This window comes from Micromonospora sp. DT4 (assembly GCF_049841675.1).
Classification (GTDB): domain Bacteria; phylum Actinomycetota; class Actinomycetes; order Mycobacteriales; family Micromonosporaceae; genus Micromonospora.
The window spans coordinates 44,455-64,446 of sequence record NZ_JBNCKT010000006.1; the positions used below are offsets into that span (position 1 = coordinate 44,455).

The following is a 19,992-nucleotide window of genomic DNA, read 5'->3' on the forward strand; positions in this document are numbered from 1 at the left end:
AAGCGCTTCCGGAACAGGACGCTCGCACGATCACTTGATGCTGACCAGTCACAGAAGGTCGGGGGCAACTGGCCAGCATCAAGTGATCACGGTAGAGGCCAACGGAACAGCTCAGTGCCTGCCCGTGTAGCGGAAGTCGAAGTAGTCGACGTTGAAGTTCTGGTACGCGGCCGGGTCCAGGGTGAACACGAACTCGTGGGTGCCCCGGGTCAGGTACTGGGTCTCCAGCGGCGGCTGGAGCGTGAACGCGCGAGGCCGTACCACATGCTGTTGACCCAGGTCCGGGCGTTGCTACCGGCGAGCGCTACCGCGGCCGGCGCAGGCCGGTCACCGTCGGTGCTCGCGCCGGCCACGGTCGCCGCGCTGCCGATCGCGCCCGACACGGCGGGAGGCACCATGCCCACGACGACACCTGTCGCCACCGCGGCGAACGCCCAGCTCATCGACTGTCTACGCACTGATTCCACTCCCGGTCTGCTGCCGGTCGCACCGCGCCTGGCCCGACCGTCCACTCAGCCTGCTCAACCAGGCGCGGCGACGGCTGAACAGACCGTGGAGTCCCCGCGAATGATCGTTGAAGTTCCGGCCGCCGCTCCGGTCCCGGAAGCCGGGTGGCGGACTGCGACGATCAAGGCATGACAACCGCCGAGGCGTACGTCGAGTTCGCGCGCCGCGAGGCGCACGGGGTCTCACCGACGTACGAGCGGCTGTCGTACGCCGTCGCGGACGACCACGACCTGCTCGCCCTCCTCGACGCGCTCCCACCGGCCAAGCGCCAGCCGAACTTGCTGTACGGCGTGGTCCGTTGGTTGGGCGGCCCGGTCGACGATCCGGTCGCTTTCCACGACTACGTGTTGACGCACTGGCCCGCCGTCAAGGCGGAGCTGTTCAGCCGGGCCACCCAGACGAACGAGGCCGGCCGGTGCGCGGTGCTGCTGCCGGTGCTCGCCGCGTTGCCGCAGCCCCTCGCCTTGCTGGAGGTCGGGGCGTCCGCCGGGCTCTGCCTCTATCCCGACCGGTACGCCTACCGGTACGGCGAGCACGCGGTCGGCGACGGTGTGCCCGTCCTGGCGTGCGCGGCCAGCGGGTTGGTGCCACCTGAGCGCGTACCCCTGGTGGTGTGGCGGGCTGGCCTCGACCTGAACCCGCTCGACGTGACCGACCCCGACGACGTGTCCTGGTTGGACGCCCTGATTTGGCCGGAGCATGCGCACCGGCGGGCCCGGTTGCGCGCGGCGGTGGCGGTCGCCGCCGCCGACCCGCCGCTGCTGGTCCGGGGTGACCTGGTGGACGACCTGCCGGCGCTGGCCGCGCGGGTGCCGGCCGACGCGACGCTTGTCATCTTCCACACCTCGGTGCTCTACCAGGTGCACACGGCGCGCCGGGACGCGTTCGTGCGGCTGGTCGGTGAGCTGCCGGGGCACTGGATCGCGAACGAGGCCCCGGAGGTGCTGCCCTACGACGGGCTGCCCGACTCCCCGGACGCGGCGCTGCACAACGTCCTCGCGCTGGACGGGCAACCGCTGGCCTGGACGCGGGGCCACGGCCAGGCGATGACCTGGTTCGCCTGACGTACCGACGCCGACCCGCCCGACTCAGCGGTTCGACGCGGGCGTCCGAGCGCAGGGCGCGGATGGCTGGCGCAGGTCGGTGCTGTCGGGAAGGCCGTGCAGGCGGGCGTACCGGTCGATGACCTCCGCGATTACCGGGTCGTCGGGCAGTTTCGGCGTCATCGAGACGAGCACAGCCGGGTACGACGGCGGGTCGCCGGTGAAGACGCTCTCCAGGAAGTTGCCCCGGCTCCCAAGGGAGCCGGGGCACTGCGCTTCTGGTGTTAGCTGCCGATTCTGCGGATCAGCAGTACAGGTTGTTGCCCGGCGGTACACCGAGGATGCTGACGAACTTCTTGTACCTGTCGACACGGCTGTGTACCTGGGCGGAGCCCCGGCCGTTGCATTCGAGTGAGCCATTGATGCTTCGAACGGTCGCTCCGAATCCTGCTCCGTTCACCATGGCGTTGTGCGCGGTCGTGCTGCCCGGGCCGTTCTGGGTCATCCAATACCAGATGCCGGTCTTCCAGGCCACCGAGGGGTTGTTCTGCACCAGCCAGGGCTGGGTCAGTAGGGGCAGGCCGAGTGCTTTTCCAGCAGCGTTGTAGTTGGAGTTCCAGCTCAGCTGAATTGGCCCGCGCCCGTAGTAGGCAGCCCGACCAGCCGGGCATCCGTAGGGCTGGCCGGAGTCGCAGTATTTTGAGTAGTTTGAGGTGTTCTGCTCGACGACGTGGGCGAGTCCGCCGGTCTCGTGGTAGACGTTTGCCAGGAAGGCGGCTGCCTCCTGGCGCTGGCGGTTGCGGTCGCCGGTAGTACTGAACTCACGGTACGCGCTGAGAGCGGCGATCAACCCCGAGTAGGTGTAGAAGGATTTGCGGCCTGGGAACATCCGGTTGAATTGGGCTTCACTGACCACGAAGCTGCCGGGGGCCTTGGCAAAAGATCGGGGCTGGGGGCCGTCGGCGGGTGGCGCAGGGGTGCCGCTGCTGCCGCAGGTGTAGGGGTCCCAGTACCAGGTGCTGATGATGGGGTCGTAGCGCGGATTGTCGTGCTCAGCGATGTAGAACTTGCCGTCGGTGTACCGCACGACGGTGCCGGTGGCGTACCAGGCGCGGTCCGCCCAGTTCGGGTAGTCGCAGTCGTTACTGGCCGATCGCGGCTTGCCACTCTTGCACACGCCGCGGTCCTGCCAGACGGGGTTGCTGCCCGGAGGCACCTCGTTCTGGGTCCACCACTTCGCCTCGTAGTTGCGACCGTTACGGGATGCTTGATCGCCTTCCCAGTAGACGGTTGAAGATTGCCAGGATTTCGCGCAGGACGTAGCTGACGCAGGCGTCGACTGGATGACCAGCACCAGTCCGCCGGCGACAGCCAGGCTCAAGAGTATGGCCAAGGCTCGAAGCTTGGACATGATCCCACTCCTTTCCGAGAGAACGTTGGCGGGTGTGGAGGCGCTTCGCGCGACCCGGTGATGAGAAGCCCCAGGGTTCGGGGCGTGCATCGTCACGAGATGAGGCCCAGGGCTGGCCGCGCCGGCCGGGGATCATGTCCTCTGCTCGATCCACTGGCTGTTCCACGAGTCATCCGACGAATCGGAATCGGCGGCGTACGACCCATCGGGACCATTGCTGCACCTTCACGATTGCGGGGGTAAGGCATCGATGACCCAGACGGTTGGGCACCTGTGCCGGTTCACGTTTCCTCGGTAGTGATCGTTGTTGATCATCTATTTCTGGTGTTGAGCTGGGAGGTAGTGGATGGTGAAGTTCTGGTACGCGGGACGTATCCATGCTGGTCAGGAACCGGCCGGTGGAGCGAGGCTGGCGGCCAGCACCCCCACCGCCAGCCCACCGACGGCGCTGACCGAGAAGACCGGGGCCCACCTGCACCGGGTTCGCCGCCGGCCGGCGGCCCGCGGCCTCTACCGGGCGGCACCGCACCTGGCACCGCATTTCCGCCGGCCCCGCGGGCTCTCCCTAGACTGCGACGGTGAGCGGAGAGCGACGACCCCTGGCGGACCGGCCGCTCACCGAACCACACCCGTCCCGCCTACCGTCGGAGAACCCGGACCGGGCCCGGATCATCGCCGCGCACGACGCCGCGCTGGCCGCCGGAGAGGCCGGCTACGGCGACCCGGTGACGGGTCTGTTCGTGCTCAGCGCCGGCTTCCTGGCCCGCCGTGGCACGTGCTGCGGACGGGGTTGCCGACACTGCCCGTACGTGGACGATTCACCTTCAGAATGAGGACTTCCGCCCGCCCCGGACACCCCGTACGGTGTCCGACGGACACCCGGCGGGCCCCCTTCCGCCGTCGGTCGGCGAGAGGGTGGAACGTGCGCGGGCGGATCATGGTCGCCGGGCTGGCGGGCCTGCTGGTGAGCGGCTGTGCCGCCGAGGTGGCCCCGGTGGCGGTGCCACCACCGGGGCCGGTCGCCCTGGACGTGTCAGCGGCCTCGTCGGGCGGTGCCTGCCGGCTGCTGGACTTCGCGGTGATCGAGCAGGTCGTCAAGGTGCGCTTCGACGTGGCGGCGGCCAGCGAGCGGGACGATACGCACACCTGCGTGGTCCGGGCCGAGCGCGCGGCGCTGCCAGAGCTGATGCTCAGCGTGTCGGAGACCACGATCGACAAGGCCAGCTTCGGCGCGGACGCGGTGCCCGACAAGGCGACGAAGGTCACCGGGCTGGGCCAGCAGGCGTATCGGCGTACCGTCGCGGCGAGCGGCGGGCGCGGGCCGGTCGCCGAGGTCGGCTGGCTGGCCAGCGACGGCCGCCTCGCCACCCTGACCTGGACCGGTGCCCGAGGTGCCGAGCGGACGGCCGCGGACAAGGTGGCCGGCGACCTGATCGCGTTGGCCAAGAAGGTGGACACGCGGGCGTTGTGACGCCCACGGGCGGTCAGTTGGCGGCGACGAAGACCCGGGAGGCGACCTCGCGGGGCAGCCGCACCCGGTCGCCGGAGCGGTCGATCGACACCCCGTCGCGCTCCTGGGCCACGGTCACCGTGGCGCCCGGGTCGACGCCGGCGGCGTGCAACTGGCGCAGCACGTCGGAGTCGGTCTGCACGCTCTCGCAGATCCGGCGGACCACGACCGGCCCGGAGAGCCCGGGGAAGGCCAGGTTGCGCTCGCCCTCGCCGGCCTCGCTGGTCTCCGGCCCGGGGGAGCCCAGCTCCTCCAGGCCCGGGATCGGGTTGCCGTACGGCGAGCGGGTCGGCCGGTTGAGCAGGTCGTATACCCGCTTCTCGACGGCGTCGCTCATCACGTGCTCCCAGCGGCAGGCCTCCTCGTGGGCCTCCTCGTAGGGCATCCCGATGACGTTGACCAGCAGTAGCTCGGCGAGGCGGTGCTTGCGCATCACGGAGACGGCGGTGCCACGGCCCAGCGCGGTGAGCGTCAGGTGCCGGTCGCCCTCGACGGTGAGCAGGCCGTCGCGCTCCATCCGGGCCACGGTCTGGCTGACGGTGGGGCCGCTCTGCTTGAGGCGCTCGGCGATCCGGGCGCGCAGCGGCGGCACTCCCTCCTCCTCCAGCTCGAGGATGGTGCGCAGGTACATCTCGGTCGTGTCGACCAGATCGTGAGACTTCATAAGGTAAGCGGCCCTCCGATGCACGATGCTACCCTGCCGCGCGGCGAGCGATCGCTGCCGAATCGCGTGGTGGCGACCCGGATGGTGTTGGATGGTCGGCATGTCCGGTACCGAGGAGCTGCTCGTCGAGGTCGACCGGCTCGCCGCCGAGCTCGACGACGCCGACCCGCCCACCTTGCTCGACGTCCGCTGGCGGCTCACCGGCCCGCCCGGCCACGACGACTACCTGGCCGGTCACCTGCCGGGCGCGGTCTTCGTCGACCTCGACACCGCGCTGTGCGGGCCGCCCGGCGTCGGCGGCCGGCACCCGCTGCCCGACCCGGGCGCGCTGCGGGGGGCGCTGCGGGCCGCCGGCGTCCGCGCCGGTCACCCCGTGGTGGTGTACGACGGCGGTGACGGCCTGGCCGCCGCGCGCGCCTGGTGGACGTTGCGGTGGGCCGGGCACCGTCCGGTGCGCCTGCTGCACGGCGGCTTCCCGGCGTGGGTGGCCGCCGGGCAACCGGTCTCCACCGAGGCGCCCACCCCGCGCCCCGGCGACGTCGAGGTGCGCCCCGGTGATCTTCCGGTGCTCGACGCCGGGCGGGCCGCCGCACTGGCCTCCGCCGACGACGCCGTGCTGCTCGATGTGCGCGCCGCACCCCGGTACCGGGGCGAGGTCGAGCCGATCGACCCGGTCGCCGGTCACGTGCCAGGCGCGGCGAACCTGCCCGCCGGCGAGTACGTGGGCACCGACGGGCGCTTCCCGGCCGCCGAGGTGCTGCGGGAGCGGTTCGCCGCCGTCGGCGTGCACGGGGCTCGGCGGGTCGGGGCGTACTGCGGCTCCGGCGTGACCGCCGCGCAGGCGGTCCTCGCGCTGCACCTGGCCGGCCGAGAAGACGCGGCGCTGTACGTCGGTTCGTGGAGCAACTGGATCGCCGACGAGTCCCGGCCGGTCGCCTCCGGGCCGACACCCGAGCGCTGACCAGCGCGTGCGACGGTCGGCGACGGTCCTCGTGCGACGATGGGCTCATGTCCGACGACACGGTGGTGGTGTGGGACTCCTCGCTGCTCGCCTACAACATGGGTGACCATCCGCTCGACCCGGTGCGGGTGGAGCTGACCGTCGCGCTCGCCCAGGAGCTGGGCATCCTGACCCGTCCGGGTGTGCGCGTGGTCAAGCCGGAGCCCGCCGACGACGCCCTGCTGACCCGCGTGCACCACCCGGCCTACCTGGCGGCGGTGCGGGCCGCGCCGCGCGACCCGCTGTTCGCCGGGTACGGGCTGGGCACCAGCGACAACCCGGTGTTCGAGGGGATGCACGAGTCCAGCGCGTTGATCGCCGGCGCGACGGTGGCCGCGGCCGAGGCGGTCTGGAGCGGGAACGCCCGCCGGGCCGTGAACGTGGCGGGTGGCCTGCACCACGCGATGCCCGCCCGGGCGTCCGGCTTCTGCGTCTACAACGACCCGGCGGTGGCCATCGCCCGGCTGCTCGACCTGGGCGCCGAGCGGATCGCGTACGTCGACGTGGACGTGCACCACGGGGACGGGGTGCAGGACATCTTCTGGGACGACCCGCGGGTGCTCACGGTCAGCCTGCACGAGACGCCACTCGCGCTCTTTCCCGGCACTGGCTTTCCCGACGAGACCGGCGGGCCGGGTGCCCAGGGCAGCGCGGTGAACATGCCGCTGCCCCCGGGCGTCGACGACGCCGGCTGGCAGCGGGCGTTCCACGCGATCGTGCCGTCGGTGCTGCGCGCGTTCCGCCCGCAGGTGCTAATGAGCCAGTGCGGCGCCGACGGGCACCGGCTGGATCCGCTGGCCGACCTCAACCTGACGGTGGACGGGCAGCGCGCCACCTACCTGGCGTTGCGGGCGCTCGCCGACGAGTTGTGCGAGGGTCGCTGGGTGGCCACCGGTGGCGGCGGGTACGCGCTGGTGGAGGCGGTACCCCGGGCGTGGACCCACCTGCTGGCCGTGGCGACCGGCGACCCGATCGACCCGGCGACGCTCACCCCGCTCGCCTGGCGGGAGTTGGCGGCGGCCCGTCGACCGAGCCGGGAGATCCCACTGCGGATGACCGACGACGGCGACCCGTCGTACGAGCCGTGGCAGCCGACGGGCGAGCCGAACGCGGTGGACCGGGCGATCGCGGCGACCCGCAAGACGGTCTTCCCGCTGCTCGGGCTCGACCCGTACGACCCGCGGGACTGAGCGGGGCCGTTCTGCGGTGACGAGAGTGGACCAGCCCGCCGACGTGCTGCTCAGCGATGGCAGCACCGTCCAGTTGCGGCAGATCGACCCGGCCGACGCCCCGGGCATCGTGGCGATGCACAGCCGCTTCTCCGAGCGCACCCGCTACCTGCGGTACTTCTCGCCGTACCCCCGTATCCCCGAACGGGACCTGATCCGTTTCGTCACGGTCGACCACCACGACCGTGAGGCGTTCGTCGTGCTGGCCGCCGACCAGATCGTCGCGGTCGGCCGGTACGAGCGGCTCGGCCCGCAGGCGCCGGAGGCGGAGGTGGCCTTCGTGGTGGAGGACGCCTACCAGGGTCGGGGTATCGGTTCGGTGCTGATGGAGCACCTGGCCGACGCCGCCCGGCGCAACGGCATCATGAGCTTTGTCGCCGAGGTGCTGCCGTCCAACGGGACGATGCTGCGGGTCTTCGCCGACTTCGGCTACCAGGTCCAGCGCGCGTACGCCGACGGGGTGGTGCACCTGAGCTTCCCGATCGCCCCGACCGAGGCCACCCTGGAGGTGCAGCGCGGTCGGGAGCACCGCACCGAAGCGCGTTCGATCGCCCGGTTGCTGGCCCCGCGGGGCATCGCCGTCTACGGCGCGAGCGCCACCGGCCAGGGCGTCGGCGCTGCGGTGCTCGGGCACCTGCGGGACGGCGGTTTCACCGGCGCGGTGGTGCCGGTGCACCCGAGCGCGTCGACGGTGGCGGGGCTGCCCGCGTACCCCTCTGCTGTCGACGCCCAGGTGGAGGTGGATCTGGCGGTGGTGGCGGTCCCGCCGGAGGCGGCGACCGCGGTGGTCGCCGACGCGGCCGCCGCCGGGGTACACGGCCTCGTGGTGATCTCGGCCGGCTTCGCCGAGGCCGGCGGCGAGGGCGCGGCCACGCAGCGGTCGCTGGTCCGCGCGGCACACGCCGCCGGCATGCGCGTGGTCGGCCCGAACTGCCTGGGCGTGGCCAACACCGATCAGACGGTACGCCTCAACGCCACCCTCGCGCCAGCGCTGCCACCGGCCGGTCGGGTCGGCATCTTCAGCCAGTCCGGCGCGTTCGGAGTGGCGCTGCTAGCCGAGGCGGACCGACGTGGCCTCGGCCTGTCCAGCTTCGTCTCGGCCGGCAACCGGGCCGACGTCTCCGGCAACGACCTGCTCCAGTACTGGCAGGACGACCCCGACACCGACGTGATCATGCTGTACCTGGAGACCTTCGGTAACCCGCGCAAGTTCGCCCGGCTGGCCCGGCGGATCGGCCGTGCCAAACCGGTGGTGGCGCTCGCCTCACCGGCCCGCCCGGCCGGGGTCGGTGACGCCGCCGGCCCGGACGAGGTGGCGGTGGCCGCGCTCTTCGCCCAGTCCGGGGTGATCCGGGTGGACACCGTGGCGGAACTGCTCGACGTGGGGGTGTTGCTGGCCAACCAGCCACTGCCCACCGGCGGTCGCGTCGGCGTGGTCGGCAACTCGTCGGCGCTGACCGGGTTGGCGGCGACGGCCTGCGTCGGGCAGGGCCTGACCGTGGCCGACGGCTACCCCCGCGACGTCGGGCCGAGCGCCGGCGCCGCCGAGTTCGCCGCCGCCCTCGCCGAGACGGCCGGCGACGACCGGGTGGACGCCCTCGTCGTGGTCTTCGCCCCGCCGCTGCCCGGCCAGCGCACCGACGTGGACGCCGATGTCACCGCCGCCCTGCCGGCGGCCCTCGCCCTGGGCAAACCGACAGTGGCGACGTTCCTGGTCGGTCGGCTGCCCGCCGGGGTGCCCGCGTACGGCGGGGTGGAGGAGGCCGTCCGCGCCCTCGCCCGGGTGCACCGGTACGCGCAGTGGCTGGGCCGCCTGCCCGGCGGGACACCCGACCTGCCGCGGATCGACCGGGATGCCGCACAGGCCGCGCTGCGCGCCGACCCCGTCGACGCGGGAGCGCTGCTGGCCGCGTACGGCATCGAGACCGTGCCGTCGGTGCCCGTGGACACGGTCGACGCGGCGGCCGAGGCGGCGGCGCTGGTGGGTCTCCCGGTGGCGCTCAAGGCCGCCGATCCCGGGCTGCGGCACCGGCTCGACCTGGGCGCGGTCCGTCTCGACCTCCGCGACGAGGCGAGCGTCCGCCGCGCGTACACCGAGATGGCCGCCGGCTTCGGCGCGGACGTGCTGGTGCAGCCGATGGTCCCGCCCGGGGTGGCCTGTGTGGTGGAGTTGGTGGAGGACCCGGCGTTCGGGCCGGTGGTCGGCTTCGGTCTCGGCGGGGTCGCCACCGAGTTGCTCGGGGACCGGGCCTGGCGGGCGGTGCCGCTCACCGACACCGACGCCGCCGAACTGGTCGACGAGCCCCGCGCGGCCCCCCTGTTGCGGGGGCACCGGGGCGCGGCTCCGGTGGACCGGGCGGCCCTGGCCGACCTGCTGTTGCGGGTCGGCCAGCTCGCCGACGAGCAGCCCCGGGTGCGCTCGTTGACCCTGAACCCGGTGCTCGCCCGCCCGGACGGCATCTCGGTCCTACACGCCCAGGTACGGGTCGGCGGCGTGGCGACCCGGCCGGACACCGGCCCCCGCCGTCTCTGAGGTTGCGCAGGCCCTTGCCGGCCCCCGCCGGTCCACATCGGAGACCGGCACGATCACCACTTCCAGCGTCCAGTTCACGGGTGCCTTCCGGGTCGTCGGATGTCCCCAGTCAACCACCGCGACAGAAGGGAGGCCCCGGCGAACCGCCAGGGCCTCCCTTCTGGAATCGCGTACGTCAGCAGGCGTACGCCTCCAGGCGTTGCGCCCGCTCCGGATCACGCAGCTTGAGCAGCGTCACCTTCTCGATCTGCCGGATGCGCTCGCGGGACAGACCGAACTCGCGGCCGACCTCGTCCAGGGTGCGCTGCCGGCCGTCGTCCAGCCCGAACCGGAGCCGGATGACTGCCTGCTCCCGCTGCGACAGCGTGGCCAGCACGACACTCACCTCGTTGCGCAGCTCGCCCTGGGCGGCCCCCTCACCCGGGTCGGTCCGCAGGTCCACCGCGGCCACGAAGTCGCCGAGTGCGCTCTCACCGTCGTCGCCGACGGCCTGGTCCAGGCTGACCGGCTCCCGGTCGTACGAGATGAGTTCGATGACCTGGAACTCGGGGATCTCCAGGGCCCGGGCGACCTCGGCGACGGTGGGCTCGCGGCCCAGCGTCACGGCCAGCTCGCGGCGGGCCCGGACCATCCGGTTGACCTGCTCGACCATGTGCACCGGGATGCGGATGGTGCGGGCCTGGTCGGCCATGGCGCGAGTGATGGCCTGCCGGATCCACCAGGTGGCGTACGTGGAGAACTTGTAGCCCTTGGCGTAGTCGAACTTCTCCACCGCCCGGATGAGACCGAGGTTGCCCTCCTGGATCAGGTCGAGGAAGGCCATCCCGCGCCCGGTGTAGCGCTTGGCGATGCTCACCACCAGCCGCAGGTTCGCCTCCAGCAGGTGGTCCTTGGCGGCGCGACCCTCGACGACGATCAGCGCCAGGTCGGCTCGCAGGTCGTCGGAGACCGGCGTGCAGGTGGCGAGCTTCTCCTCGGCGAACAGTCCGGCCTCGACCCGCCGGGCCAGGTCGACCTCCTGCGCAGCGGTCAGCAACTTCGTCCGGCCGATCCCGTTGAGGTACGCCCGGACCAGGTCGGTGGAGATGCCGCGCTCGTCGGTGGCGTCCAGGTCGGTGAGGGTGTCGGCCGCCCCGTTGGTCTCGGTGCTGGTGGCCGGGCGCGTGCGGTGTTCCGTCATCTCTGTCTCCCCCGTATCCCACGTCTGTGCCGTGTCTCCGGCCCAGTGGTGCCGGTGTGAGACACAGCTTGGCGGGCGGGACGTGAAACGGGAGTGAGGCGATCGGGCACCCGACAGCAATCCGGCGGGATCGTCGCCGAAATGTGTCACCCCCACGGTTGCCCCACCGCCGAACTGGCCCGGCGTGACCAGGCTGGTCCCAGGTGATCAAGAGGTTCGCGTCAAGAATCGTGCGGAATCTGACGCAAACCTCTTGATCAACGCGTGAGCAGGGCGGGGTGGGGTGGGGTGGTCAGAGGTCTAGGAGGATTGTTCTTGGGCCTATGTTGGTGCTCTCCACCAGCATGTGGGTGCGGAAGCGGCCGGTCTCAACCTTTGCGCCGCGTTCGCGTAGCGCGTGCACCACTGCCGTGACCAGGGGTTCGGCCACTTCGGCGGGTGCCGCTGCCGTCCAACTTGGACGGCGTCCCTTGCGGGCGTCGCCGTAGAGGGTGAACTGGCTGACCACCAGGATCGGCGCCCCGACGTCGGCGGCGGACCGTTCGTCGTCCAGGATCCGCAGCTCGTGCACCTTGCGGGCCATCGTCCGGGCGGTGTCGGCCGTGTCGGTGTGCGTCACGCCGAGCAGCACCAGCAGACCGTCCTTGATCGCGCCGACCACCTCGTCGTCCACCGTGACGCGGGCCCGCCCGACGGTCTGCACCACCGCCCGCATCAGCGCACCACCGCCAGCGCCAGCGTCAGCACCGCGCGACTGGGCGTCAGCACCGCGCGGACCGGCGGTATCACCGCGCCGGTCGGCGGCGTCACGCGGTCACCGGCTCGATGAAGCCGCGCTCCACCAGGTGCGCGACGATCGGGCCGGCGGCCCCGGCCATCTCGTCGAGTTCGACGTCATGGGCCGCCGCGAGCAGGGCGAGCTGGTCGCGCAGCGGCAGGCGGCCGTCAGCGCCGCCGACCAGCGCCAGCACCAGCGGATCGATCTCCTTGGTCCAGCGCAGGCCGTGCGGCATCGCGAGCACCTGCCGGTCCACCGCCCAGCCCTCGTCACCCATGGTGGCCTCCTGGCGGAGCTGGAGACCGTCGGCGGCCCGGTAGCGCTCGGCGAGCAACGTGTCGGTGTCGCGTACCCGCAGATAGTCCTGGCGGTCGAACCAGGCGCCGATCCACTCGCCCAGCGGCGGCTGGACCTGCTGGCGTAGGTCCTCCACGCGGACCACCGGATCGGCGTGGCCGCCGCGGCGCAGCGACACGATGCCGAAGCCGACCGCCTCGATCTTGTGCTGGTCGAACCAGTCCAGCCAGATGGCCGCCCGCTGCGGGTCGGTGCCCTCACCGACGTCGGTGAGCCACAGGTCGACGTACGCCATCGGGTCGGCGACCTCGCGCTGGATCACCCAGGCGTCCAGGCCGGTGCCGGCGAACCAGCCGGCCACCCGCTCGTCCCACTCTTCGCCGGCGACGTGTACCCAGTTCGCCAGGTACTGCATGGTGCCGCCCTCGGTGAGCAGGCCGGGGGCGGCGGCGGCCAGTTCGGCGGCGATGGCGTCACCCACGCGACCCGAGTCGCGGTAGACGTGGGTGGTGGTGCCCGGGCCCACCACGAACGGCGGGTTGCTCACCACCAGGTCGAACCGACGGCCGGCCACCGGCGCGACCATGTCGCCGCGCAGCAGCTCCCAGTCCTGGCCGTTGAGGGCGGCGTTGGTCGCGGCGAAGCGCAGGGCCCGCTCGGAGAGGTCCGTGGCGGTCACCGTGTCGGCGTGGGTGGCCAGGTGCAGGGCCTGGACGCCGGAGCCGGTGCCCAGGTCCAGCGCGGCGTCGACCGGCCGGCGCACGGTCGCCCCGATCAGAGTGTGGGTGGCGCCGCCGATGCCGAGCACGTGTTCCGCGTGCAGGGGTCGACCCGGCCGGGCGGAGGCCGGCACGTCGGCGAGCACCCACCAGTCGTCGCCGTACGGTTCCAGGTCGACGCTGGCGCGCAGGCCGTCGCCGTACCGCTCGAGCAGCCCGCCCGCCAGCGCCTCCTGGAGGCTGAGCGGCGCCAGGGCGGCGGCTACCGCGGCTTCCGGCTCGGTCTGGTCGCAGATGAACACGCGAATCAGGGTGCCGAGCGGGTCGCCGTCCTCGGTGGCGCGCAGCGCGGACCGGTAGTCGTTGCGGGAGACTGCGGCGGTGGCCTGCGGGCCCAGCCGCTCGGCGATCCCGTGGCTGGTGAACCCGGTCCGGGTCAGCGCGGTCCGCAGCGCGTCGACGCCGGCGGGAGAGAGCAGTATGTCGTGTTCGTCCACGTGGCCATCCTGCCCCGCATCGTGTGCCGGACAATCACCGCCCGTCATCTTCGGGCTCAATTCGAGCCTCGCGCGAGTGGAAGCGAATCGAGGCGGTGGGTGTAATGCTCGGCCAGCGCTGCAAAGCGTCTGGCCGCGTCGGCACGGATCTCTCCACGCCAGGCGTCGCGAAGCTGCGTGACGGTCTCGGCGAGTAGGTCGGCGGTCATGTCCGCATCCGCTCCGACCCGATCGGCCATCCATCGGAAGTCGTCAGCCTTGATGGCAGAGGGAACATTTTCGCCATTCAGGCTCAGAGCCAACGGTTGGTAGCGGTAATTCTGGTAGATGGTGAGTGAATGGAAGTCGTAGACGGGCGCGAGCGACGGGGTCCGGCCGTCCGGATAGATCAGTGCCCAGTTCTTCAAATGTGCATCCGTGTTGCCAACGATCACCATGGCCACAAGCCGACGAACGAAATCGCGGTACCCTCTTTCGCCCGTCAGCTCTCGAATGGCCGCAGCGAGCGTGTCGTAGGTGACTCCGGAGTCGCTGTACTTGAACTTTGGATGCACGTCCGCAACCTGGGCGAAGTCTTCGACGTGGAGGCGCCCGGTCGAGGTCCGGTCAAACCGGCTGATCAAATAGACCAGGTCAGCCGGGTCGACGATGCCATTCGGTAGGCCTGCCACATTCTCGGCCGGCACCAGCTCGACGGCTGGGACTGGGAATCCTGCGGCGGCCAACCAGCGCATCGTCAGGAACTCATTGTCTGGCAGGCTGCGCAAGCTCCGGTCAGGGAGCTTGACTATCCACCAAGCGCCTTTGCCGCTGACCGGAATCGCGAGCCGTTTAGCGGAGACGGAGTATTTGAGCTGGACGCCTGCGAGCGAGTGCCGGAGCGGGTGGTCGACTCCATCGTCGTTGAGTTGCAGGTCGTCTTCTGGTTCCTCGTCCCCGTGCAAGGTCACTGCGCCGGGCAGGTTGCTGCCCACGCGAAGCAGGAGGGTGAAGTCACCAACGTTTCCCCCACCCAGCTCGCGGACGATCTGTCGACGGAGGGCGCCTTCGGGAAGGAGGTTGGCGAACCAGGCCGGTACGCCAACCCGTGCCCGCCGCAGCGATCGGGGATCGTCCTCGAATATCTGGCCGAGCACTTGATGGTCATCCCGAGACAGGTCGTCCTGGTAGGCGAATTCCGAGCCTCCCTGGTGGTAGCGGAGTTCTCCGACGAGACGGTTGTGCAGCCGCACCTGGGCCACGGTGTGGTCTGGCATGTCAGGCGGCCGAGCGGAGAATGTCAGTCACTGCTCGGCCGTCTCGGGCACCCCACTCTGCCAGATGATCCACATGGTCGAGGATCGTGCGCTTACAGGCTTCAGCTCGATGTGACAGGAACCCCTGCCAGTCCCGCTGTGCGAGCAGGTGCTGCCCCTGCTCATCGATGAGATGACTGGCCGCGATGGCCGCTGGGGCGGAGGCCATCTGATCCGGGCGTACGGGCTCGGCGCCGGGCAGGACCAGATAGTTGGCGATGGTGTCAGCTAGTGCGAGTTCGTTGTCGAGCAGCAGCGGTCGTAGTAGAAATTTCCCCCTGGTAAGGGAGTTCAGAGCCACGATCTCGCCGTCGGCCGGGTCGCGCGGCTGAACGGATAGCAGCCCTAGTACATTTACTTTTCCCATGGCGTCTTCGATGTGGACCCGGTTAATGTCGGGCCGAAAATCGAGGACGCGCGGGACGCCGTGCAGCAGAGCCGCCGCGGCGTCCACCGCCTCAGGCACGTTGGCCGCCACCAACTGCTCGCGAAGATCTGACGCCCTGCCGCCAACGCCGGTCACCGCTCCTCGCCATATCCAGCGGCGGAGCAGCTGGGCGGTGCGACCGGCCGGTGCACCGTGCATACGGATGAATCGCATAAGAACCGGCAGCACCTGGGGGTACGGCAGCACCGCTACGTGAGGTATGGCGCAGGAGGTCTGAAGAAAGGTGATGGCCTCACGTAACGAGCCAGCCACCTCAGGTGGGGGCTCGACTGGCTCGTCAACTGACGCCAGCTCCGGGTGAACACCCGGTGCCGCAGCCTCGCCACCGCGCCATACGACAACACACTGTTCAAGCAGTTGGCTGTCGAGGCCGCCGAAGCCGAGACGCTCCGTTAGGAGACGCAGGCCGGCAATGGTGTCAGGTTGGTCCTCCAACGAGCTCGCCCGAGCTGCGTGCGTGAGCTCCTCGACGGTCAGCTGGCTGCCTCTCGTGTTCAAGCGGGTGAAGATCTCCATGGAAGATTCGTAGTCGGCATCAGACAGGACATAGGTGGCGATGGGGTAGTCCCGGATGGCCTGGCCTGCCTGCTCGGCGAAACTAAGCTGGTGTTCGGAGAGCCCGGCGGGATTGTCCGTCAACCACCGGTACAGCTCACGATTGTCTAGCAGCAGGTTCACCGGTATCCAGGTGCCGGGCACCTGCCGCCTGCTGTCGACCGTGTGAAACTCTCCGCTGTCTAGGTCGAGATGTACCCGGAACCGTGGGTCGATCGCCGACTGTGCTTGAGTGAGTGCGCCGACCAGCGAGACGATCCGTTGCTGACCGTCGAGAACCCATAGCGCCGAGTCGGTCTCCGGGGCCTCGATCGTGAGTGGACCGATAACCAGATGTTGTGCCGGGGCCGGGCGGCGTAACAGGAACAGGCTGCCGATCGGATAGCCGTGCAGCAAGCTGTCGAAGAGCTTCACCACGTCCGTCGCCCGCCAGCGAAAGGACCGCTGGAACTGCGGAAACCTGATGTTCCCCCGATTAACCTCACGGATCAGGTCGATCGGTGTCCGCTGCTCGATGCGGGCTCGCTCAATGCGCGGCACGGGACCCCTCCCTCGGTGACGTTTCGAGGGTATCGGCTGCACAGGATGCGACGGCGAAGGCGCGAGCGCCGCCGTCCGGTTCGTTCGGTACGGACGAGTGCCGCGGTCGGGCGTGGCGTCAGAGACGCGACATCGCCCACCGGTTATGTTCGGCAGCGCGACCAGGTGGTGGCAGCATCATGACATGACGCTCGTGCTTCCCATCGACCCCGAGGCCAACCGGCTGCTGGAGCGCAGCCCACTGGCCCTGCTCATCGGCATGACCCTGGACCAACAGGTGCCGATGGAGAAGGCGTTCTCCTCGCCGTACGTGCTGGCGCAGCGGCTGGGTCACGACCTGGACGCGGCCGAGCTGGCCGGCTACGACACCGAGGCGCTGGTCGCGCTCTTCGCTCAGCCGCCGGCGCTGCACCGGTTCCCGAAGGCGATGGCGACCCGGGTGCAGGAGGTCTGCCGGGTGCTCGTGGAGCGTTACGACGGCGACGCGGCGCTGCTGTGGTCGGACGTCGCCGACGGGCGCGAACTGCTGCGGCGGGTCGCCGGGCTGCCCGGCTTCGGCAAGCAGAAGGCGCAGATCTTCGTGGCGCTGCTCGGCAAGCGGTTCGAGGTGACCCCGCAGGACTGGCGGGAGGCGGCCGGTGGGTACGGCGACCCCGGCGCGTACCGGTCCGTAGCCGATGTCACGGACGCCGACTCGCTGCGCCGGGTGCGGGAGTACAAGCAGCAGATGAAGGCCGCGGCCAAGGCTGCGGGGGACTGACGCTCAGGCGGCGGTGGGGTGCGCCAGGGAGGCCAAGGCGCGCCGGACGTCGGCCAGCGACACGGTGGCCGAGTCGTCCAGGTCGGCGAGGCCGGCCTCGATCCACTGCCGCATCAGCGTGGTGACCCCGATGCCCCGGGCGTCGGCGGCGGCGCGGACCCGCTCGTAGGTCTCCAGCGGCAGCCGGACCGACCGGCTCACCATGGGCACGTCGGTGTCGGGTGTCGGCAGGTCCACCGCGGGGCTCTCGTCGATCAGTTCGGCGAGCCGGTCGTCGCCGCTGTGGAACTGCTTCGTCGCGTCGTTACGGTGCATCGTCACGGCTCCCCTCATCGGCGATCTCTCCGCACGGCCTCGTCGTAGCGCTTGGACTCGACGTCGCTCAGCTCACGGGCGGAGAGGATGTCCCAGTCGTTGTCGGTGCCATCGGCCTCGGCGAGCAGCACCGCCAGGCGACGACCCCGGCGGGCGGCGGCGTAGACCACCATCACGTCGTCGCCCAGGTGGCGGATGACCCGTCGTGCGCTGTGCAGCGCCTCCCAGACTTCCCCGGGCGTGACGTCGTAGACCCTCAGGTTGGCCAACGCCTCGTCGGTGAAGCTGAACCTGCTGCCCACGACGCGCAGCGTACCACGTGCGTAACACGTACCGGGATGAGTCAATTTTCGCTGATCACGGCTTCCTGGTGACAGGATGGGGCGTAATCCCCTCGAGGAGGTCCGTGGTGAAGCGTCAGGCGTACCAGCCGATTCTGATCACCGATGCCTCGCGCAGCCAGAACGATCAGCTCACCAGCCGTCAGCGCCGCTACGTCCTCATGATGGGCATCCGGGTGGCCTGCATCATCGCTGGAGCGATCCTGGTCGGCGCGAACGCCCCACTGCTCTGGCTCTGGCTGCCGCTGTGTGCCCTCGGCATGGTTCTCATCCCGTGGCTGGCCGTGCTGCTGGCCAACGACCGGCCACCCAAGGCGGAGCACCGGCTGGCCAACCGGTTCCACCCCCGGCGGCGGGACGACACCCCGCCGATGAGCCTCACCGCCGACGAGCACCCCCACAAGGTCATCGACGTCGAGCCCTGACCCGCGCCGCGCGGGTCACGGCTCGACACCTCAGGCCGGTGGTCGGGCGCCGATGCTGGAGACGGCCAGCGCCCCCAGTTCGGTCGCGCGGTCCAGGGCCACGCTCGCGGTGGCACCGCCGAGCCAGGCGGTCAGCAGGCCGGCCGCGAAGGCGTCACCGGCGCCGGTGACGTCCACCACCGCCACCCGCCGGGCCGCCGCCACGCTGACCGTGGCCGTGCGTCCCTCGACCCAGACCGCGCCGGCCGCGCCACGTTTGACCACCACCCGCCGGGCCGTCGCCGACAACGCCCGCCCCTGCGCCGCCGGGTCCAGACCGCCGGCCAGCACCGTGGCCTCGTCCGCGTTCACCAGCAGCAGGTCGACATCGCGTACCCAACCCAGGAAGGTCCGCGCGCCCACGCGCCGTAGCGGCGCCGCGGAGGCCGCGTCGACGCTGGTGGTGAGCCCGCGCTCGCGGGCGGCGGCCAACGCCCGCAACCCGGCGTCGCGCGACGCGGCGTCCAACAGGGTGTACGCGGACAGGTGCAGATGCCCCACGTCGGGCGCAGCCGCGATGGCCTTCTCGACGTGCTCGGCGCTCAACCGCAGGTTCGCGCCCCGCGACGTCACCATGGTCCGCTCGCCGTCGGCGGCCAGCACGATCACCGTGCCGGTGGGTACGCCCGGCACCCGCTCGACCGCGCAGTCCACGCCCGCGCGGGCCAGCTCGGCCACCCGGTCGCCCCCCGCGTCGTCGTCGCCGACCGCGCCGACGAGCGTGACGGCGACCCCCTGCGCGGCCACCCAGGCGGCGGTGTTGGCCGCCTGTCCGCCGCCGCCGAGACTGATCTCGGCGCCGGTGTCCGTACCGGCCGCGAGTGGTCCGGAGAGCACCGCGACCACGTCGGTGATCACGTCTCCGACGACGACCACACGGGTCGGACGGATCATGCCGGAACGGCGGAGGTGCGGGCGACCGCGGCGACCGCGATACGCGCGGCCAGATCGGCGTTGCGCAGGATGATCCGGACGTTCACCGTGAGGCTCGCGCCCTCGGTGGCCGAGTGGAAGTGCGCCAGCAGGTACGGCGTGACGGCCTTGCCGGTCACCCCGTCCCGCTCCAGCAGGGCCAGGCCCTCGGCGAGGGTCCGGTCGTGCAGCTCCGGGTCGAGCTGCTCGTCGACCGGTAGCGGGTTGGCGACGAGCAGGCCGCCGGTGTGCACGGCGTGCTCGTCCCGGGCGGCGAGCACGGCGGCGACCTGTTCCGGCGAGTCCACCGACCAGTCCAGGTCGAAACCGGCGTCGGTGAGGTAGAAGCCGGGGAACCGGCGGGTGCGGTAACCGATCACGGCGACCCCGAGGGTCTCGAGACGCTCCAGCGTCGCGCCCACATCGAGGATCGACTTGACCCCGGCGCAGACCACCGTGATCGGCGTCTGGGCCAGGGTGACCAGATCCGCCGACTCGTCGAAGGTGTGCGCGGCCTCCCGGTGCACACCGCCCAGCCCGCCGGTCGCGAACACCCCGATCCCGGCCGCGGCGGCGACGGCGCTGGTGGCGGCCACGGTGGTGGCGCCGTCCGCGCCGGTCGCCGCCGCCACGGCCAGGTCACGCACCGAGAGCTTCGTCACACCATCGACGGTGGCGAGTCGGGTCAGCTGCGCGTCGTCCAGACCGACCACCAGCTCGCCGCCGATCATGCCGATCGTCGCGGGCACCGCTCCGGCGTCCCGGACTGTCTGCTCGATCTCCCGCGCCACCCGCAGGTTCTGCGGGCGCGGCAGGCCGTGCGAGACGATGGTGCTCTCCAGGGCGACGACCGGTCGGCCGTCGCGCAGGGCTTCGGCGACCTCGGTGCCGTAGCTGATGCGAAAGTCAGTCACACGGGCACCGTACGGGTTCCGGCCCCGGCCGGCCTCAAGTGGACCCGGCCGTGATGACCTGCCAAACTTGTCGGTTGGAG

Annotated in this window: 21 protein-coding genes; 8 read left to right on the top strand and 13 right to left on the bottom strand. The window is 71.0% G+C overall.

Going from position 1 to position 19,992, the window contains the following annotated elements; all coding sequences use genetic code 11:
- Window positions 1-111 precede the first annotated feature (111 nt).
- Complete coding sequence (locus ACLQ24_RS04045; RefSeq protein ID WP_425889038.1) at window positions 112-264, bottom strand: hypothetical protein; 153 nt, start codon at window positions 262-264, stop codon at window positions 112-114.
- A gap of 371 nt (window positions 265-635) precedes the next feature.
- Here ACLQ24_RS04045 and ACLQ24_RS04050 point away from each other — a divergent pair, with 371 nt between their 5' ends.
- Window positions 636-1,571 carry a DUF2332 domain-containing protein gene (locus tag ACLQ24_RS04050; protein ID WP_425889039.1) on the top strand — a complete coding sequence of 312 codons (936 nt, stop codon included), beginning with the start codon at window positions 636-638 and terminating at the stop codon, window positions 1,569-1,571.
- Between the two features lie 24 nt (window positions 1,572-1,595).
- Here the strand turns inward: ACLQ24_RS04050 and ACLQ24_RS04055 are convergent, their stop codons facing one another.
- Window positions 1,596-1,733: a hypothetical protein gene (locus tag ACLQ24_RS04055; RefSeq protein ID WP_425889040.1), complete on the bottom strand. Its 138-nt coding sequence runs from the start codon at window positions 1,731-1,733 to the stop codon at window positions 1,596-1,598.
- A 121-nt stretch (window positions 1,734-1,854) separates the two neighbouring features.
- Entirely contained in the window at window positions 1,855-2,961 is a 1,107-nt protein-coding gene (locus ACLQ24_RS04060; RefSeq protein ID WP_425889041.1) for a glycoside hydrolase family 19 protein, read from the bottom strand.
- Between the two features lie 578 nt (window positions 2,962-3,539).
- Between ACLQ24_RS04060 and ACLQ24_RS04065 the strand changes: the two genes are divergently transcribed.
- Window positions 3,540-3,794, top strand: coding sequence for a DUF5522 domain-containing protein (locus tag ACLQ24_RS04065; protein ID WP_425889042.1), 255 nt, complete (start codon window positions 3,540-3,542; stop codon window positions 3,792-3,794).
- 89 nt (window positions 3,795-3,883) lie between these two features.
- Window positions 3,884-4,432, top strand: a complete 549-nt coding sequence (locus tag ACLQ24_RS04070) for a hypothetical protein (RefSeq protein ID WP_425889043.1) — start codon at window positions 3,884-3,886, stop codon at window positions 4,430-4,432.
- Window positions 4,433-4,445: 13 nt separating this feature from the next.
- Here ACLQ24_RS04070 and ACLQ24_RS04075 read toward each other — a convergent pair whose 3' ends face one another.
- On the bottom strand, window positions 4,446-5,135 hold the full coding sequence (locus ACLQ24_RS04075; RefSeq protein WP_425889044.1) for a metal-dependent transcriptional regulator: 690 nt from the start codon (window positions 5,133-5,135) through the stop codon (window positions 4,446-4,448).
- 100 nt (window positions 5,136-5,235) lie between these two features.
- On the opposite strand from ACLQ24_RS04075, the gene ACLQ24_RS04080 reads away from it, so the two are divergent.
- From ACLQ24_RS04080 to ACLQ24_RS04090, 3 genes are read left to right on the top strand one after another with little or no spacing between them, the layout of a single operon-like run.
- Window positions 5,236-6,096: a sulfurtransferase gene (locus ACLQ24_RS04080; protein ID WP_425889045.1), complete on the top strand. Its 861-nt coding sequence runs from the start codon at window positions 5,236-5,238 to the stop codon at window positions 6,094-6,096.
- Between the two features lie 47 nt (window positions 6,097-6,143).
- Entirely contained in the window at window positions 6,144-7,325 is a 1,182-nt protein-coding gene (locus tag ACLQ24_RS04085; protein ID WP_425889046.1) for an acetoin utilization protein AcuC, read from the top strand.
- A 16-nt stretch (window positions 7,326-7,341) separates the two neighbouring features.
- Entirely contained in the window at window positions 7,342-9,897 is a 2,556-nt protein-coding gene (locus tag ACLQ24_RS04090; RefSeq protein WP_425889047.1) for a GNAT family N-acetyltransferase, read from the top strand.
- 175 nt (window positions 9,898-10,072) lie between these two features.
- On the opposite strand, the gene sigB is transcribed toward ACLQ24_RS04090, so the two are convergent.
- The 5 genes from sigB to ACLQ24_RS04115 form a co-directional block, all read right to left on the bottom strand.
- Window positions 10,073-11,077 carry an RNA polymerase sigma factor SigB gene (gene sigB, locus ACLQ24_RS04095; protein WP_425889048.1) on the bottom strand — a complete coding sequence of 335 codons (1,005 nt, stop codon included), beginning with the start codon at window positions 11,075-11,077 and terminating at the stop codon, window positions 10,073-10,075.
- Between the two features lie 292 nt (window positions 11,078-11,369).
- Window positions 11,370-11,792, bottom strand: coding sequence for a D-aminoacyl-tRNA deacylase (dtd, locus tag ACLQ24_RS04100; RefSeq protein ID WP_425889049.1), 423 nt, complete (start codon window positions 11,790-11,792; stop codon window positions 11,370-11,372).
- 91 nt (window positions 11,793-11,883) lie between these two features.
- Window positions 11,884-13,368: a DUF7059 domain-containing protein gene (locus tag ACLQ24_RS04105; RefSeq protein ID WP_425889050.1), complete on the bottom strand. Its 1,485-nt coding sequence runs from the start codon at window positions 13,366-13,368 to the stop codon at window positions 11,884-11,886.
- Between the two features lie 56 nt (window positions 13,369-13,424).
- Window positions 13,425-14,600 (bottom strand): type II toxin-antitoxin system HipA family toxin, encoded by a 1,176-nt coding sequence (locus ACLQ24_RS04110; protein WP_425889051.1) that lies wholly within the window; start codon window positions 14,598-14,600, stop codon window positions 13,425-13,427.
- Between the two features lie 25 nt (window positions 14,601-14,625).
- Window positions 14,626-16,206 (bottom strand): DUF262 domain-containing protein, encoded by a 1,581-nt coding sequence (locus ACLQ24_RS04115; RefSeq protein ID WP_425889052.1) that lies wholly within the window; start codon window positions 16,204-16,206, stop codon window positions 14,626-14,628.
- A 184-nt stretch (window positions 16,207-16,390) separates the two neighbouring features.
- Here ACLQ24_RS04115 and ACLQ24_RS04120 point away from each other — a divergent pair, with 184 nt between their 5' ends.
- Window positions 16,391-16,966 carry an HhH-GPD-type base excision DNA repair protein gene (locus ACLQ24_RS04120; protein WP_425889053.1) on the top strand — a complete coding sequence of 192 codons (576 nt, stop codon included), beginning with the start codon at window positions 16,391-16,393 and terminating at the stop codon, window positions 16,964-16,966.
- A gap of 3 nt (window positions 16,967-16,969) precedes the next feature.
- On the opposite strand, the gene ACLQ24_RS04125 is transcribed toward ACLQ24_RS04120, so the two are convergent.
- Together ACLQ24_RS04125 and ACLQ24_RS04130 are read right to left on the bottom strand one after the other, a co-directional pair.
- A complete protein-coding gene (locus ACLQ24_RS04125) occupies window positions 16,970-17,281 on the bottom strand; it encodes a hypothetical protein (RefSeq protein ID WP_363660806.1) in 312 nt (103 codons plus the stop codon).
- A gap of 14 nt (window positions 17,282-17,295) precedes the next feature.
- On the bottom strand, window positions 17,296-17,583 hold the full coding sequence (locus tag ACLQ24_RS04130) for a hypothetical protein (protein WP_124771959.1): 288 nt from the start codon (window positions 17,581-17,583) through the stop codon (window positions 17,296-17,298).
- Between the two features lie 104 nt (window positions 17,584-17,687).
- On the opposite strand from ACLQ24_RS04130, the gene ACLQ24_RS04135 reads away from it, so the two are divergent.
- Window positions 17,688-18,047, top strand: coding sequence for a DUF3099 domain-containing protein (locus ACLQ24_RS04135; protein WP_425889054.1), 360 nt, complete (start codon window positions 17,688-17,690; stop codon window positions 18,045-18,047).
- Window positions 18,048-18,077: 30 nt separating this feature from the next.
- Here the strand turns inward: ACLQ24_RS04135 and ACLQ24_RS04140 are convergent, their stop codons facing one another.
- Entirely contained in the window at window positions 18,078-18,977 is a 900-nt protein-coding gene (locus ACLQ24_RS04140; protein ID WP_425889095.1) for a carbohydrate kinase family protein, read from the bottom strand.
- The gene (locus tag ACLQ24_RS04145; RefSeq protein WP_425889055.1) at window positions 18,977-19,912 is read right to left on the bottom strand and encodes a pseudouridine-5'-phosphate glycosidase; all 936 of its coding nucleotides are present in this window, start codon (window positions 19,910-19,912) and stop codon (window positions 18,977-18,979) included. The genes ACLQ24_RS04140 and ACLQ24_RS04145 overlap by 1 nt, the downstream gene beginning before the upstream one ends.
- Window positions 19,913-19,992: the final 80 nt, after the last annotated feature.

Coding starts and splice junctions, on each gene's coding strand:
- ACLQ24_RS04050 (WP_425889039.1), top strand. CDS start 636: ATGACAACCGCCGAGGCGTACGTCGAGTTCGCGCGCCGCGAGGCGCAC.
- ACLQ24_RS04055 (WP_425889040.1), bottom strand. CDS start 1,733: ATGACGCCGAAACTGCCCGACGACCCGGTAATCGCGGAGGTCATCGAC.
- ACLQ24_RS04060 (WP_425889041.1), bottom strand. CDS start 2,961: ATGTCCAAGCTTCGAGCCTTGGCCATACTCTTGAGCCTGGCTGTCGCC.
- ACLQ24_RS04075 (WP_425889044.1), bottom strand. CDS start 5,135: ATGAAGTCTCACGATCTGGTCGACACGACCGAGATGTACCTGCGCACC.
- ACLQ24_RS04080 (WP_425889045.1), top strand. CDS start 5,236: ATGTCCGGTACCGAGGAGCTGCTCGTCGAGGTCGACCGGCTCGCCGCC.
- ACLQ24_RS04085 (WP_425889046.1), top strand. CDS start 6,144: ATGTCCGACGACACGGTGGTGGTGTGGGACTCCTCGCTGCTCGCCTAC.
- sigB (WP_425889048.1), bottom strand. CDS start 11,077: ATGACGGAACACCGCACGCGCCCGGCCACCAGCACCGAGACCAACGGG.
- dtd (WP_425889049.1), bottom strand. CDS start 11,792: ATGCGGGCGGTGGTGCAGACCGTCGGGCGGGCCCGCGTCACGGTGGAC.
- ACLQ24_RS04120 (WP_425889053.1), top strand. CDS start 16,391: ATGACGCTCGTGCTTCCCATCGACCCCGAGGCCAACCGGCTGCTGGAG.
- ACLQ24_RS04125 (WP_363660806.1), bottom strand. CDS start 17,281: ATGCACCGTAACGACGCGACGAAGCAGTTCCACAGCGGCGACGACCGG.